Origin of the sequence: Sodalis sp. RH24, from assembly GCF_047324145.1 — a bacterium.
GTDB lineage: Bacteria > Pseudomonadota > Gammaproteobacteria > Enterobacterales > Enterobacteriaceae > Acerihabitans.
In genome coordinates, this window is sequence record NZ_CP178729.1 from 4,307,872 (window position 1) to 4,323,216 (window position 15,345).

General features: G+C 60.8%; 14 protein-coding genes. 9 read left to right on the plus strand and 5 right to left on the minus strand.

Annotated features, from left to right (window positions below):
- The first annotated feature begins 27 nt into the window (after positions 1-27).
- From cpdA to parE, 3 genes are all read left to right on the plus strand, one after another.
- Positions 28-855: a 3',5'-cyclic-AMP phosphodiesterase gene (gene cpdA / locus ACL2XG_RS19590; RefSeq protein WP_413721494.1), complete on the plus strand. Its 828-nt coding sequence runs from the start codon at positions 28-30 to the stop codon at positions 853-855.
- Positions 855-1,436 carry an esterase YqiA gene (yqiA, locus tag ACL2XG_RS19595; protein ID WP_410013436.1) on the plus strand — a complete coding sequence of 194 codons (582 nt, stop codon included), beginning with the start codon at positions 855-857 and terminating at the stop codon, positions 1,434-1,436. The genes cpdA and yqiA overlap by 1 nt, the downstream gene beginning before the upstream one ends.
- 95 nt (positions 1,437-1,531) lie before the next feature.
- Positions 1,532-3,427 (plus strand): DNA topoisomerase IV subunit B, encoded by a 1,896-nt coding sequence (parE, locus tag ACL2XG_RS19600; RefSeq protein WP_410013437.1) that lies wholly within the window; start codon positions 1,532-1,534, stop codon positions 3,425-3,427.
- A gap of 81 nt (positions 3,428-3,508) precedes the next feature.
- On the opposite strand, the gene ACL2XG_RS19605 is transcribed toward parE, so the two are convergent.
- The gene (locus tag ACL2XG_RS19605; RefSeq protein WP_413723498.1) at positions 3,509-4,123 is read right to left on the minus strand and encodes a TetR/AcrR family transcriptional regulator; all 615 of its coding nucleotides are present in this window, start codon (positions 4,121-4,123) and stop codon (positions 3,509-3,511) included.
- A gap of 112 nt (positions 4,124-4,235) precedes the next feature.
- Here ACL2XG_RS19605 and ACL2XG_RS19610 point away from each other — a divergent pair, with 112 nt between their 5' ends.
- From ACL2XG_RS19610 to ACL2XG_RS19630, 5 genes are all read left to right on the plus strand, one after another.
- Entirely contained in the window at positions 4,236-5,465 is a 1,230-nt protein-coding gene (locus ACL2XG_RS19610) for an MFS transporter (RefSeq protein WP_413721493.1), read from the plus strand.
- Positions 5,466-5,684: 219 nt separating this feature from the next.
- A complete protein-coding gene (locus tag ACL2XG_RS19615; protein WP_413721492.1) occupies positions 5,685-6,557 on the plus strand; it encodes an NAD(P)-dependent oxidoreductase in 873 nt (290 codons plus the stop codon).
- Between the two features lie 152 nt (positions 6,558-6,709).
- Entirely contained in the window at positions 6,710-7,324 is a 615-nt protein-coding gene (locus ACL2XG_RS19620) for a methylthioribulose 1-phosphate dehydratase (RefSeq protein WP_413721491.1), read from the plus strand.
- Complete coding sequence (mtnC, locus tag ACL2XG_RS19625) at positions 7,321-8,010, plus strand: acireductone synthase (protein WP_413721490.1); 690 nt, start codon at positions 7,321-7,323, stop codon at positions 8,008-8,010. The genes ACL2XG_RS19620 and mtnC overlap by 4 nt, the downstream gene beginning before the upstream one ends.
- Entirely contained in the window at positions 8,007-8,552 is a 546-nt protein-coding gene (locus ACL2XG_RS19630; protein WP_410013442.1) for a 1,2-dihydroxy-3-keto-5-methylthiopentene dioxygenase, read from the plus strand. The genes mtnC and ACL2XG_RS19630 overlap by 4 nt, the downstream gene beginning before the upstream one ends.
- Before the next feature lie 123 nt (positions 8,553-8,675).
- On the opposite strand, the gene mtnA is transcribed toward ACL2XG_RS19630, so the two are convergent.
- Positions 8,676-9,707 (minus strand): S-methyl-5-thioribose-1-phosphate isomerase, encoded by a 1,032-nt coding sequence (mtnA, locus tag ACL2XG_RS19635; protein WP_410013443.1) that lies wholly within the window; start codon positions 9,705-9,707, stop codon positions 8,676-8,678.
- Positions 9,708-9,834: 127 nt separating this feature from the next.
- Here mtnA and mtnK point away from each other — a divergent pair, with 127 nt between their 5' ends.
- The gene (mtnK, locus tag ACL2XG_RS19640; RefSeq protein ID WP_413721489.1) at positions 9,835-11,034 is read left to right on the plus strand and encodes an S-methyl-5-thioribose kinase; all 1,200 of its coding nucleotides are present in this window, start codon (positions 9,835-9,837) and stop codon (positions 11,032-11,034) included.
- A gap of 293 nt (positions 11,035-11,327) precedes the next feature.
- Here mtnK and ACL2XG_RS19645 read toward each other — a convergent pair whose 3' ends face one another.
- The 3 genes from ACL2XG_RS19645 to glpT all read right to left on the minus strand — a co-directional run bounded on the left by ACL2XG_RS19645 (position 11,328) and on the right by glpT (position 15,269).
- Positions 11,328-12,578, minus strand: coding sequence for an LVIVD repeat-containing protein (locus ACL2XG_RS19645; RefSeq protein WP_413721488.1), 1,251 nt, complete (start codon positions 12,576-12,578; stop codon positions 11,328-11,330).
- Positions 12,579-12,588: 10 nt separating this feature from the next.
- Entirely contained in the window at positions 12,589-13,659 is a 1,071-nt protein-coding gene (locus ACL2XG_RS19650) for a sugar ABC transporter substrate-binding protein (protein ID WP_413721487.1), read from the minus strand.
- 254 nt (positions 13,660-13,913) lie between these two features.
- Complete coding sequence (gene glpT, locus ACL2XG_RS19655) at positions 13,914-15,269, minus strand: glycerol-3-phosphate transporter (RefSeq protein ID WP_413721486.1); 1,356 nt, start codon at positions 15,267-15,269, stop codon at positions 13,914-13,916.
- Positions 15,270-15,345: the final 76 nt, after the last annotated feature.

The window sequence follows — 15,345 nt, forward strand, 5'->3', positions numbered from 1 at the left end:
GCAGATTTCAATAACCAAGGATACCCTTTGGAAAGCCTGTTGACACTTCCTGTGGCGAATGGGGCCATTATCAGGATTTTACAGATCACAGACACTCATTTGTTTGCCGGTGAGGATGAGGCGCTGCTCGGGGTGAATACCTACCGTAGCTATTGCGCGGTATTGGACGCGGTTGAAGCTGAACGTCATCATTACGATTTGGTGGTCGCGACAGGTGATTTGGCCCAGGACCATTCCCTTGAGGCCTACCAGCACTTCGCCAGGGGCATTACGCGGTTGCCCGCGCCCTGCGTCTGGTTACCAGGCAATCATGATTACCAGCCGGCAATGGTCAAGGCGTTGGCGGACGGCGGAATATCGCCGTCGAAACATGTGCTGCTCGGCGATCAATGGCAACTGGTGCTGCTTGACAGCCAGGTGTTCGGCGTACCGCACGGCGAACTGAGCGATTATCAGCTTGAATGGCTGGAAAAGGCCCTGGACTCGCAGCCCGAGCGCTATACGCTGCTGCTGCTGCATCACCATCCGTTCGCGTCCGGCTGCATCTGGCTTGACCAGCATAGCCTGCGCAACGCGCATATGCTGGCGGCGACGCTGGCCAGGTTTCCCAGGGTAACCACGCTGCTGTGCGGCCATATACACCAGGAACTGGATGTCGACTGGCAGGGCCGGCGCGTTTTGGCCTCGCCGTCCACCTGCGTGCAGTTCAAACCGCACTGCACCAATTTTACAATCGATTCCGTCGGGCCCGGCTGGCGTTATCTCGATTTGCATCCTGACGGCACGTTGTCGACCGAGGTCCATCGGTTATCCGGCGACGAGTATCTGCCCGACACGGATTCGGAAGGCTATTGATGGCGGTCCTGCTTTATCTTCATGGTTTCAACAGTTCCCCCGCCTCGGCCAAGGCCACGTCTTTCAAGGCCTGGCTCGCCCGGCATCATCCCGATATCGAGATGATCGTCCCGCAGTTGCCGGTGTATCCCGCCGACGCGGCCGACATGATCGAGTCGCTGGTCCTTGACCGGGCCGGCGAACCGCTGGGCATTGTCGGGTCGTCCCTGGGCGGTTATTATGCCACCTGGCTGTCCCAATCCTTTATGCTGCCCGCCGTGGTGGTCAACCCCGCGGTGCGGCCGTTCGAGCTGCTGGCGGAGTTCCTGGGCAAGAATGAGAATCCCTACACCGGCCAACATTATGTGCTAGAGTCTCGCCATGTCTACGACCTGAAGCTGATGCATGTCGACAGGCTGGAATCGCCGGACCTTATCTGGTTGCTGCAGCAAACAGGCGACGAGATCCTTGATTACCGGCAGGCGCAGGAGTATTACACCCACTGCCGCCAGACCGTGGAATCGGGCGGGAATCACGCCTTTGTCGGGTTCGAGCATTTTTTCTCTCCCATAATTGATTTCCTGGGGCTGAATAAAGTCTGAATCGCCGCCGTTTGAGCCGCGCGAATAACGCTTCCCGAGGGGGTGTCCTTTGCGGTAGGCTCTCCAACAATTTGTCACGAAATATACTTTAAGCCATGACTCAATCAAGCTATAACGCCGATGCGATAGAAGTATTAAGCGGACTGGAGCCGGTACGTCGTCGTCCCGGCATGTACACGGACACCACCCGGCCCAACCATCTGGGCCAGGAGGTCATCGACAATAGCGTCGACGAAGCGCTGGCGGGCCATGCCCGGCGTATCGACGTGGTGTTATATGCCGATCAATCCCTGGAAGTGACCGACGACGGCCGCGGCATGCCGGTGGATATCCATACCGAGGAGGGGGTGCCGGCGGTCGAGCTGATTATGTGCCGCCTGCATGCGGGCGGTAAATTCTCCAACAAAAGCTACCAGTTCTCCGGCGGCCTGCACGGTGTGGGTATTTCAGTGGTCAATGCCCTGTCTACCCGGGTGGATGTGACGGTGCGCCGCGACGGCAACATCTACGCCATCGCGTTCGAAAACGGCGATAAGGTCGAGGATCTGTCGGTCATCGGCACCTGCGGCAAACGCAACACCGGCACCAGCGTGCATTTCTGGCCCGATCCGCAGTTCTTCGACAGCCCGCGTTTTTCAGCCTCCCGGCTGGCCCATTTGCTCAAAGCGAAGGCGGTGCTTTGTCCCGGCGTGGAAATAGTCTTTACCGATCAGGTTAATAACACCGAGCACCGCTGGTGCTACGCCTCCGGCCTGACCGACTACCTTAACCAGGCGATCAACGGGCTGATTACCCTGCCCGAGGCGCCGTTTACCGGCGCCTTTGCCAGCGATACCGAAACCGTCGACTGGGCCCTGCTCTGGCTGCCCGAGGGCGGCGAGCTGCTGACCGAAAGCTATGTTAACCTGATCCCCACTCCCCAGGGCGGCACCCATGTCAACGGGCTGCGCCAGGGCCTCCTGGACGCCATGCGCGAGTTTTGCGAATACCGCAATATCCTGCCGCGCGGCGTTAAGCTGTCGGCGGAAGATATCTGGGAGCGCTGCGCCTATGTGCTGTCGGTGAAAATGCAGGATCCGCAGTTTGCCGGCCAGACCAAGGAGCGTTTGTCTTCCCGCCAGTGCGCCGCGTTTGTCTCCGGCGTGGTGAAGGATGCCTTCAGCCTGTGGCTGAATCAAAATACCCAGGTAGCCGAACAGCTGGCGGAACTGGCGGTGGCCAGCGCCCAGCGGCGTTTGCGCGCCTCGAAAAAAGTGGTGCGCAAGAAGTTGACCAGCGGCCCGGCGCTGCCGGGGAAACTGGCGGATTGCACCGCGCAGGATCTGGCGCGCACCGAGCTGTTCCTGGTGGAAGGGGACTCCGCCGGCGGGTCGGCCAAGCAGGCGCGCGATCGGGAATACCAGGCGATCATGCCGCTGAAGGGCAAGATCCTCAACACCTGGGAAGTCTCCTCGGATGAAGTGCTGGCGTCGCAGGAAGTGCATGATATTTCGGTGGCGATCGGCATTGATCCGGACAGCGATGATTTAAGCCAGCTGCGCTACGGCAAGATTTGCATCCTGGCCGACGCCGACTCCGACGGCCTGCATATCGCCACCCTGCTGTGCGCGCTGTTTGTGCGCCATTTCCGCGCGGTGGTGAAGGAAGGCCATGTGTATGTCGCCATGCCGCCGTTGTACCGTATCGATCTGGGCAAGGAAGTGTTTTATGCCCTGGACGAAGGCGAAAAAGCCGGCGTGCTCGAGCAACTGAAACGCAAAAAAGGCACCCCGAACGTGCAGCGCTTTAAAGGGCTGGGGGAAATGAACCCGCTGCAGCTGCGCGAGACCACGCTCGATCCCAACACCCGCCGCCTGGTGCAGCTCACCATCAACGACGAGGATATGCAGCAGACGCTGGCGATGATGGATATGCTGCTGGCGAAAAAACGCTCGGAAGACCGGCGCAACTGGCTGCAGGAAAAAGGCGACGAGGCCGAGATCGAGGTATAGTCCCCTTACGGCAGGGGCGCCTGCCGGCGCAAGGCGGCCAGCCGTGCTGGCTGCGCGGATAGCCGCCTGAAACCTCTTGGGCTAACTGGCGGACGCCGCATCCCACAAGGTCATAATCTGGGCAATCGCCCCTTCGATATCGCTCAGGGGTATGCCGTCGCGCGCCAGCGTGGATATCCCCAGCAGGAAGCTGTCAAAAATAACCACCAGGGCCTGCGTACCGGCCTCTCCCCGCAGTTCTCCTGAGCTGATAGCTCTGTTAACGCAGTTTCTCAATCCGGTGCGTGTGCGGTTGCGGGAATCGGCAAGCGGTTTGAGCACCGGGTTGTACTCGGGGGAGCCGGCAGACATGACGCCGAGCGCCACCATGCATCCTTTGGGATGCCCGGGTTCGCACTGCATGCGGGCGGAATCCGACAACGCCCGCTCAATGGCCTGGCGAGGCGGCAGTGCCGGATCCCAAAGCGGCTCGGTGACGCGCCCGTGCGTGGCCAGGTAACAGGCCACCGCTTCACGAAAAAGCCCTTCTTTTGAGCCAAAGGCGGCATAAAAACTGGGTGCGGTGATGCCGCGGCCGATAGCCGCTTTCAGTTGCGTCAATGACGTTGATTCATAACCATATTCCCAGAACAGATGCATTGCCTGGCGCACGGCTTCGTCGCGGTCAAACTGTCTCGGTCGTCCGGTTCGCATGATCTCTCTCCTGCTTCAATAATTTTATACTAATTGATACATAATTGTTTGACAACCTATTCGTTTCACGATATTTGTACTAATCGATATATAAATAAGCCCAAGAGTATACGCAATGAAATCTCAGCATTCTCCCTCCCGGCGCCAAGACTACCGGCAGCAAAATGAAAGCCTGCCGGTACTCGCGCTGCTGGCCCTCGCCATGACGGGGTTTATATGCATTATGACCGAAACCGTTCCCGCTGGCTTATTACCCGAAATCAGCGCCGGCCTGGGGATCTCGATGTCGCTGGCGGGCCAAATGGTGACCGTATATGCCGCCGGTTCACTGATTGCGGCCATTCCATTGACGCTCGCGACACGCACATGGCCCCGGCGGCACGTGTTGCTGGTAACGATCGCCGGTTTTCTGGCGTTCAATACGCTGACGGCGATGTCGTCCAGCATGATGCTTACGCTGGCGGCGCGCTTTCTGGCGGGGGCTTGCGCCGGTCTCGCCTGGAGCCTGCTGGCCGGCTACGCCCGCCGGATGGTACAGCCGGCATTACAGGGCCGGGCAATGGCCCTGGCGATGGTGGGAACCCCTATTGCGCTTTCCCTTGGCGTGCCGCTGGGTACCTGGCTGGGGAGTGTGCTGGGCTGGCGCCTGACTTTCGCCGTGATGTCCGGACTGTCCGTCATCCTCATCGTTTGGGTTCTTGCCGCCGTGCCGAACTATCCGGGACAGTCGGATCCGCAACGGATGCAGCTGAAAAAAGTCCTTTTCACGCCGGGCGTAAGACCCGTACTGGCGGTGGTATTACTCTGGATGCTGGCTCATAACATACTGTATACGTACGTTGCCCCGTTTATCGGTCCGGCCGGTCTGGCCGGCAGCGTCGATCGGGTATTGCTGGCTTTCGGCCTGGCCGCGCTCGGGGGCATCTCCATTACGGGACGCGTTGTCGAACAACATCTGCGCCGGGCGGTGCTGATCTCGTTATCCGTGTTTGCGCTGATATCACTCCTCTTTGGCCTTAATGCCGCCTCACCCCTGATGATCTATGCCGGTGTCGCCGTTTGGGGACTGACGTTCGGCGGCGCCGCCACATTGCTCCAGACCGCGCTGGCCGACGCGGCCGGGGCGGGCGCGGACGTTGCGCTGTCAATGAACGTCGTGGTTTGGAACAGCGCCATTGCCCTTGGCGGGCTTTTCGGCGGACTGCTGCTTGACCATGGGGGCGTACGGTCATTCCCCTGGGTTCTGCTGGCCCTTTTACTGGCAGGCCTTGCCGTCGCCTCCCGCGCCTCCCGGCATGGATTTCCCGCCGGCAGCCGGCAGGACCGCGCCTTGGTTACCGATTAGAAAAATTATGCCGTTGCACGCTGCGGGTTGAACCGCCGGCCAGCGACGCGCGGCAGTACGGCATGGGAGCCCAGGGCGCTTGCGGCTGCCCTCACTGGTGGATTTACCCATTCTTATGTGACGGCAGAGGCCTCGGCCTTCGCCGCCGCCAGTCCGCCGACGGCCGATTTCCTCAATGCCGCCGTCGCTGCGCCAAACCACTGATACAGGGGAACAACAATGGACATTGGATTAATCGGATTAGGCGCAATGGGGAGCGCGATGGCATTGAAACTGGTTGCGGCCGGCCATAGGGTAACAGCCTGGAATCGCTCAGGCAGCCATCTCGAAGGGGTGGACATCATGGCGACGCCGGTTGAGGTATTGCAATCAGAGGTGGTGCTGACGATGCTGTCCGACGATGACGCCATTCGCAGCGTGCTGGTGGATACAAATGCGTTTGCGCATGCAAGACCCGGGCTGGTGCACGTGGTGGCGTCGACTATTTCGGTGGCGTTTGCGCAGGAGTTGGTGACGTATCATCAGCAGGCGGGGATTGCCTATGTGGCCGCGCCGGTATTGGGTCGCCCGGACGTCGCCGCCAAAGGCGAGCTCAATATCCTGGTCGCCGGCGCCGCGGCGGCAATCGACGCCGTTCGCCCGCTGTTGGCGATTATCGGCAAGCGCGTCTGGGACATGGGCGAACAGCCGCCCACCGCGCATGCCGCCAAGATTGCCTGCAATATGATGATCACCATGGCGATTGAGGCGATGGCGGAGGCGGTGGTGCTCACCGAGGCTAACGGCCTGGCGCGCGATCGCTTTTTCGAGCTGATCCTCGGCACCCTGTTTGGCAGCCGTTCCTACCAGCTGTACGCGGCCAATATCGCGCAAGAACGTTACGAGCCCGGCTTCAAGGCTTCACTCGGCCTTAAAGATTTGCGCCTGGCCCGGGAGGCGGCCGAACAGCTGGGGCGGCAACTCCCCATGCTTACCGCCATTCATCGGCAGATGGGCGATGCCGTGGCCGCAGGCCATGGGGCGCGGGATTGGTCGGTGGTCGCGGATTTCACCATCAACAGACAAAGGGATGAACCTGACTTTCCCCGGTAATCCTTGTTGTATACCCTGGGGAAAGAGTCTGCTCACGCCATGTTGCCGTTGCATTACCCCGATGTTACTATTTAGCTATCAAGACATGCGGATGGTTAAACGGCTAAAAATCACGTTGACCCTTATCGCCCGCGGCAGGAGAACGGACAGGTATGGCAGAGAATCAGCAGTTGGCCGCATTGGTGGACGCGTGCCATTGGATCGGCGCCAAAGGATGGAGCCCGGCTACCGGCGGCAATATGTCGGTGCGCGCGCAGGCGGGGCTGTGCCTTATCAGCGAATCCGGCAAGGATAAGGGACGGCTGCGCGCGCAGGATTTCCTGCCGGTGGATATCACCACCAACCAGGTGCTGGACGCGCGCATACCCTCCGCCGAGACCGGGTTGCACACCCTGGTGTACCGTTGTTTTCCGGCGGCCGGGGCCATTTTGCATACCCATTCGGTGAATGCCACCGTGCTGTCGCGCCTTGAGGCCGGCCAGGCGCTGCTGCTGACGGGCTACGAGATGCAAAAATCCCTCGACGGCGTCGCCAGCCACCTGGAACAGGTGGCCGTGCCGATTTTCGATAACGATCAGGATATCCCGGCGCTGGCGGCCCGGGTGGCGGCCCATCACGAGGTTACCTCGTTGCGCCACGGCTTTCTGGTGCGCGGCCACGGCCTCTACTGCTGGGGGCGCGATGTCTTCGAGGCGCGGCGCCATCTGGAAGGGCTGGAGTTCTTGTTCCAGTGCGAGCTGCTGCGCCGCCAGCTGGAGGCAAAATGATCAGGGCCATCGTCACCGATATCGAAGGCACCACCAGCGATATCCGTTTTGTCCATCAGGTGCTGTTTCCTTACGCGCGCGAACGGCTGGCGGGCTATGTGCGCCGGCATGCCGCCGGGAAAGACGTGGCGCGGGCATTGGCGGCATTACGGCGGGAAATCAACCGGCCCGAGGCCGATACCGAGGCGCTTATCGCCACGCTGTTCGGTTTTATGGATGAAGACCGCAAGTCCACCGCCCTGAAAACCCTACAGGGCATGATCTGGCGCGAGGGCTACCAGGAGGGCGATTTCCTCGGCCACCTTTATCCCGATGTGGCGCCCAGACTGGCCGAATGGCGGCGGCAGGGGCTAGGGCTGTATGTGTACTCCTCCGGTTCGGTGGAGGCCCAGCAATTACTGTTCGGCCACAGCGAGGCCGGGGATCTGCGCCCGCTGTTCGATGGCTATTTTGATACCCGCATCGGCGCCAAACGGGAGACGGCGTCCTATCGCGCCATTTCCCGCGAGCTGCGGCTGCCGCCCGGCGAGCTGCTGTTCCTGTCCGATATCGGGCAAGAGCTGGCGGCGGCGCGCGCGGCGGGCTGGCGGGTGTGCCAGCTGGTGCGCGACGAGGCGGACCCGCAGCAGCATTACCCCCAGGTTAACCGGTTTGACCAGATTGACTTAAAGGAGATCGCCCAATGAGCGCGTTAACGATTTTCAGCGATACCCATGCCGGCCAGCCGGTGTGGCAAAGCCGCGACGCCGAGGCCATCCGCCGGCAGCTTAACGACATCGGCGTTCGTTTTGAGCGCTGGCAGGCCGACCGTGAACTGGAGCGGGATCCGGCTCCGGCGGCGGTGATCGCCGCCTATCAGCCGGCCATCGACCGGCTGGTGGCGGAGAAAGGCTATCAGAGCTGGGATGTGATCAGCATGCGCGCCGATCATCCGGAGCGCGAGCAGCTGCGGGCAAAATTCCTGGCGGAACACACCCACGGCGAAGACGAGGTGCGCTTTTTTGTCGAGGGCGCCGGTTTGTTTTGCCTGCATCTGCATGGAAAAATCTGGCAGATCCTGTGTGAGAAGAACGATCTTATCTCGGTGCCCGCCGGCACGCCCCATTGGTTTGATATGGGAAGCGCCCCGCATTTCACCGCCATCCGGGTTTTTGACAACCCGGAAGGATGGGTGGCCAGGTTTACCGGCGATGCCATCGCCGACCGTTATCCGCGCCTGGAGAGATAAGCGGCCGCATCAATGCCCGGCATCCGGTCGGGGCATCCCGCGCCGGATGCCCTATGGCCGCCCGGTTGATTACCGGCCGGCGTGAGCGATGGCGTTCCGGTAGACTGTGGCTTCGCGCCGGTGCTAGCACGCCAGCGGGCGGCGGAAGATGCCTGCCTGCGCCTGCCCGGGCGTCACCACGCCGGTATCCAGCACCCAGGCGCTGATAAGCGCGGCGGGAGTGACATCAAACGCCGGATTATAGACATCGGCGTTTTGCGGCGCCCATTGGCAACTGCCGAAGCTGCCGGCTACCCCGGTGACCTCGCTTGCCGCCCGCTGCTCAATGGGAATGGCGTCCCCGTCGGGGCACGCGGGATCGTGGGTAGTGTGAGGCGCGGCGACATAAAAGGGGATGTCGTGGAAGCGCGCCAGCACCGCCAGGCTATAAGTGCCGATTTTATTGGCCACGTCGCCGTTGGCGGCAATCCGGTCCGCGCCGACCCAAACGGCGTCCACTTCCCGCCGCGCCATCAGGCCGGCGGCCATGGCGTCGCAAATCAGCGTATAGGGTATGGCCTGTTCTCCCAGCTCCCAGGCGGTCAGGCGCGCGCCCTGCAGCAGCGGACGGGTTTCATCCACCCAGACCTTTTGTACCTTGCCCTGCGCGGCGGCCACGCTTATCACGCCAAGGGCGGTGCCGATGCCGGCGGTGGCCAGGCCGCCGGTATTGCAATGGGTCAGCAGGCGGCTGCCGGGGCGCACCAGCGCCGCGCCGTGGCCGGCAATGGCCGCGCACAGCGAGCGGTCCTCTTCCACCAGGCGCAACGCCTCCGCCGCCATGGCGGCGGCATAAGCCTCCTGCTCCAGCGCCAGACGCATTCGCGCCAGATTATTCATCAGGTTAACCGCCGTGGGCCGCGCCGCGCCTAAAGCGGCAAGGGATTGCGCCAGCTGCGGGCGCGCCATGCCGCTTTCCGCCAGCAGCGCCAGCAGCAGGCTGGCGGACAGGCCGATCAGCGGCGCGCCGCGTACCCGGAGCGTGCGGATATGATCGATAAGATCCGCCGCGGTATCGGTGGCGCACCAGTTTTGCCGCTGCGGCAGCGCCTGCTGGTCCAGAATCCACAAACGGCCGTCGCGCACGCGCATGCTGGCGGTGTTAAGATTTTGCATCGATCGTTAAGTCCCTTTTAGGTTATTGCAACTTAATGGCTATTCTGCCAACATGACGGGAAGATGTATAGACGTCTACATGCTTTTACGCCTTTACGGCCTTAATTCCCTTTGTATGAGGTGCGCCTTGTCTGTTTACCATACCCTCACCGCCGCCGACGCCGTGGATTATGCCCGCCATTATGCCGGCGTGGATCAACCGGATGCCCTGGTGGCCGCCGAAGAGGTCGGGGACGGCAACCTGAACCTGGTATTTAAAATCCTGGACAGCCAGGGCGTCAGCCGGGTCATCGTCAAGCAGGCGCTGCCTTATGTGCGCTGCGTCGGCGAATCGTGGCCGCTGACGCTCGATCGCGCCAGGATCGAAGCGGAAACCCTGCTCATTCACGGGGCGTTCTGCCCGCGGCACACGGTGCGCATCCTGCACCACGACGCGGACCTGGCGGTGATGATTCAGGAAGATCTCTCCGACCATAGCATCTGGCGCCGTGAACTGATCAACGGCGCTGTTTATCCCCAGGCCGCCGGCCAGCTGGGCGAATATCTGGCGCAGGCGCTATTCCATACCTCGGATTTTTACCAGCGTCCCCAGCACAAAAAAGCGGAGGTCAGCCGTTTCACTAATCCGGAGATGTGCCAGATCACCGAAGATCTGTTTTTTACCGATCCTTATATCACCCATGAGCGCAATGCATTCCCGCCGTCGCTTACGGACGAGGTGGCGGCGATACAGGGCGACAGCGCGCTGAAGGCGGCGGTGGCGGGTTTAAAGCATCGCTTCCTCAGCCAGGCGCAGGCGTTGCTGCACGGCGATGTCCACAGCGGGTCGATCTTTGTCGCCGCGGGCCGGCTAAAAGTAATAGACGCCGAGTTCGGCTATTACGGCCCGATGGGGTTTGATCTCGGCACCGCCATGGGCAACCTGCTGCTCAATTACTGCGGCCTGCCGGGGCTGCTGGCCCTGCGCGAGGCGGCCGGCGCCCGCGAGCAGCGCCTTAGGGACGTGCGCGCGCTGTGGCAGGCGTTCGCCGAAGGGTTCCTGGGCCTGGCTGTTGAAAAAAGCCGGGATATCATGCTGGCCGAGCCCGGCTATGCGCGGCGGTTCCTGCAGCAGGTCTGGACGGATGCGGTGGGATATTGCGGCACCGAGCTAATCCGGCGCACTATCGGTTTTGCCCATGTCGCGGATTTGGATACCATCACCGACGAAGCAATGCGCCATCAATGCCAGCGCCAGGCGCTGAGCCTGGGCAAGACGCTGATTCTGGCGGCGGCGCATATTCCCGATGTCGACGCGCTGCTGGCCCGCATCAGGCAGAACGGCTGAGCCGCCGGACCGGGCCGCCGCAATGATGCGTATTTTTTCTTGCGGGTGGCCTGCATTCCTGTTTTCTTCTTCTATACTGATATAACGATTTCATCGACTTAAGCGCTAAACGATGACAACCCAAACGAGAAGGAAAAGGGAATGAAAATTTTTCTGTGGATTATTGCGATTATCTTTATTGTTGGTCTGTTAACCCTCACCGGCGTGTTCAAATTAATCTTCTGAGTTTTTTCCCGCTATTGCTGTGCGGCGTTCGCGGACCCAGCCCGCGAACGCCCGCTGGTACTTTATCCTCAGCCCAAATATTCGATAATCGACAGCCCGGCGTTGTAATCCGTGGCGTAGATAATGCCCTGGGCATCCACAAAGACATCGCAGGACTGTATGACCTTCGGCCTGCCGGGGCGTTTATCCATTAGCGTCGCCGGCGGCGCGGGCACCAGCGCGCCGGTTTCCCGCGGATGATAGGGATCGCTGATATCATAGGCGCGTATCCCGGCATTCTGGTAAGTGGCGAAAATCAGCGTCGAGCTGATAAAACTGCCCGGACGGTTTTCATGCAGGTTATGCGGACCGAAATGCGCGCCTTTACGCACGTAATCCGCTTCGTTTGGCTGCGGGAAGGTGGCGATGCTCACCGGGTTCGCCGGCGCGCGGATATCAAAGACCCAAATCAGTTTCTCGCCGTCTTCCTGGTTATCCAGCACCGCTTCGTCCAGCACGATCAGCAGATCCCGGTCCGGCAGGGGCAGGGCGGTATGGGTGCCGCCGCCAAACGGCGGACTCCAGTTGCGGTGGCTTATCAATGCCGGTCGCGTGCGATCGCTGACATCCAGCAGTGTCAGGCCGCCGTCGCGCCAGCTGCCGTAGGCGGTATCGCCGCTGACAATGGCATGGTGCAGCGCATAACGTTTGCCCTGTGGCCAATCCGGCTGTTCTCCGCCGGCGGTGTGCATGCCCGGCAGCCAGTATTTTCCCGCTACCGCGGGACGGGCGGGATCGGCCAAATCGATGGTCAGGAAAATATAATCGCTGTAGCCGTCCAACAGGGCCGACACATACGCCCAGCGCCCGCCCGCATACCAGATGCGGTGAATGCCGATGCCGTCCAGGGATAAAAAGCTGATTTCCCGCGGCCTGTCGGGAACGCTGATATCAAAAATGCGTAAACCGGCGCTCCAGCCGCGATCCGCCGGGCCTTGGCTCACGGTATCGTTGACCTGGCGGGTGTAATAGACTTTTTCATCGGCAAAACGCGCGTCGGCAAACAAATCGCGCGCATTAATCACCAGCAGCAGGTCGTCATGGGCCTGCAAATGCACGTTCCAGGTACCGGGCGGCGCGGCGATAAAACCGGCGGGTTTCGGATGCTTGACATCGCGCACATCCACAATGGATACGCCTTGCGACACCATATGCCCAATGTAGGCGTAGCCCCGGTGCACCATGACCTGCACGCCGTCGGGTCTACCCCCTTGGTCGCTATGGCTGAGCAGCCGCATATTGCGGCTGTATTCCGGGACGGGGAGTTGCTTATCTGCCATCGGTATGCCCTTATTTTTTGGCGTGAACGGCTTCAAGGGTGGCAAACCAGGGCGCGACAAAGTCGTCCGCCCGGCCCCAGCCGGGGATAATGGTCGCCAGCGACGCCATATTCACCGCCCCCGGCTGGCTGGCCAGCAGCGCCTGGGGGATAACGGCGGCGCGGAATTCATAGGTCGCGGGCGTCGGCGCGCCGGCTATTTTATTGGCCACCAGGCGCAGGTTGATTTTGCCGATAAGCTTTGGGTCCACCGCCACGCTGACCTTCCAGGGGCTGTCCGATTCACGCATCAATTGCAGATCCTGGTTGGAAATGTCGATGCTGTACAGCTTGATTTCGGTTCGGCCGTTTTCCTTGAGCGCCTTATAGGCTCCCTGGCTAAAGGCGTCCCAGGTGCCCCAGATAGCGTCGATTTTACCTTTGGGATATTTGGCCAGCACCGCGCCGACCTTATTGGCGGTATCGCCCTGCACATCCGACGACACCGCGCCGATGGATTCCAGCTCATGAATGCCGGGATTGTCCTGCAGCAGGGCTTTATAGGCCGCCTGGCGCCGCTCCATGGGCGGGAAGCCGGCCACCCATAATTTAATGATATTGGCCTTGCCGTTGAAGTCCTTGATCAACTGCCCGAAGGATTCCCTGGTCAGGGATGCGTCATCCTGCTGGGTGACGGTTACGCCCGGCACCACGCCGTTAACCGCCGTATCGAATACCGACACCGCTATACCGCTGGCGGTGATGCGTTTGACCAGCTCGGTGGAATAAGGGTCCCGCCCCTGGGACAGGATAATGCCGTCGTATTTCTGGGTAATGGCCTGGTTAACAAAATCCTGGAACCGGGCATCGTCGCCGTTGCTTAAAAAGGTACTGACCTTAAAACCCAGCTTTTTCCCCTCCTCGATGACCCCCGAGACAAACTGTGTAGTATTGTCATCCGATCCCAGGTTGCGGATGACCGCGATGCGGATGGGACCGTTATGCTGGGCGATGGCGGCGGGCACGGGCGCGGGCGCGGCGGCGAAGGCTGGCAGGCCTGCCAGCAGGCCCAGCGCCAGCAGCGGGGAGAATAATTTTTTCATCAACGGCTCCATGAGGGTAAATAGGATAAGCGTGGGCGCCGGGGCATAAGATAGAAGCCTGTATGTCTGGATGTCTATTCGGCCCGGCATTGCATCATAGCCAGCGCGCGCGTAATAAGAAATGTTTTCCGTTATGACTTTTTGGCAGATGTTATGCCATTTCGTGTGTTTGGGGATGATTGGCGTGCGGTGGGCCACCCAGGGGATAAAAACGCGGCGTATCATCGGACTACGCCGCGCAGAAGTGATGCCGGTCAGGCGTTCGCCGCCGCCTGCTGCCGGCGGTGCTGTTTTTCACCGAACATGGTCAGCGCCAGCAACAGCACGGCCAGGACGCAGCCGCCGATCATTATCATAAATCCGCCGTCCCAGCCGAAATAGTCCACCGTATAGCCGACCACGGAGCTGGCCGCCACCGAGCCGCCAAGATAGCCGAACAGGCCGGTAAAACCGGCGGCGGTGCCGGCGGCTTTTTTCGGCGCCAGCTCCAGGGCGTGCAGCCCTATCAGCATCACCGGACCGTAAATCAGGAAGCCAATCATCAGCATGCACAGCATATCCACGCCGGGATTGCCCACCGGATTAAGCCAGTACACTACCGTTGCGAGCGTGACCAGCACCATGAAAAACATCCCGGTGGCGCCGCGATTGCCCCTGAAAACTTTATCGGACATCCAGCCGCACAGCAGCGTGCCGGGAATACCGGCATATTCATAACAGAAATAGGTCCAGGAGGATTTATCCAGCGTGAAGTGCTTTACCTCCTTAAGGTAGGTCGGCGACCAGTCGAGAATGCCGTAGCGCAGCAGGTAAATAAACACGTTGGCCAGGGCGATATACCACAGCAGCTTATTGGGGAAGACATATTTTTGCAGGATCTGCCGTGTGGTCAGCTCCTGTTCGGCGGCGTGTTTATCATATTCTGGCGGGTAGTCGTTTTTGTATTCCTCTATCGGCGGCAGCCCGCAGGACTGGGGCGTGTCGCGCATCAGCGCGTAGGCGACCACCGCCACGACGATGGCGGCCACGGCCGGCATATACAGGGCGCTGTGCCAGTCGTTAAACCAGATCATGCCCAGCAGCAGCAGCAGCGGCGGAATGCCGCCGCCCACGTTGTGGGCGCAATTCCATACCGAGACGATGGTCCCGCGCTCCTTATGGGACCACCAATGCACCATGACGCGCCCGCACGGGGGCCAGCCCATGCCCTGGAACCAGCCGCAGGCAAACAGCAGCGCGAACATAATGGCGATGCTGGAGGTCGCCCAGGGCACGAGCCCCATAAACAGCATCACCGCGGCGGCCAGTAACAGCCCGGCCGGCAGGAATACCCGGGGATTGGAGCGATCCGACACCGAACCCATGACGAATTTGGATATGCCGTAGGCAATGGAAATGGCTGAGAAGGCAACGCCCAGGTCGCCATGGCTATAGCCTTGCTCAACCAGGTAAGGCATCGCCAGCGCAAAATTTTTACGCACCAGGTAATACGCGGCGTAGCCGAAAAAAATACCTAAAAACAGCTGCCGGCGCAGGCGGCGGTAAAGGGGATCAACCCGATGATCGGGTACGCGGGGCTGATGGGTGGCGGGTTTGAACAAACGTAGCATTTCGTCTCCGGTGATGTTGAAAAAATGACCTGCCTATACTTTTATTCAGGCAACCGAAGTATGGCCGGAGCGGCGG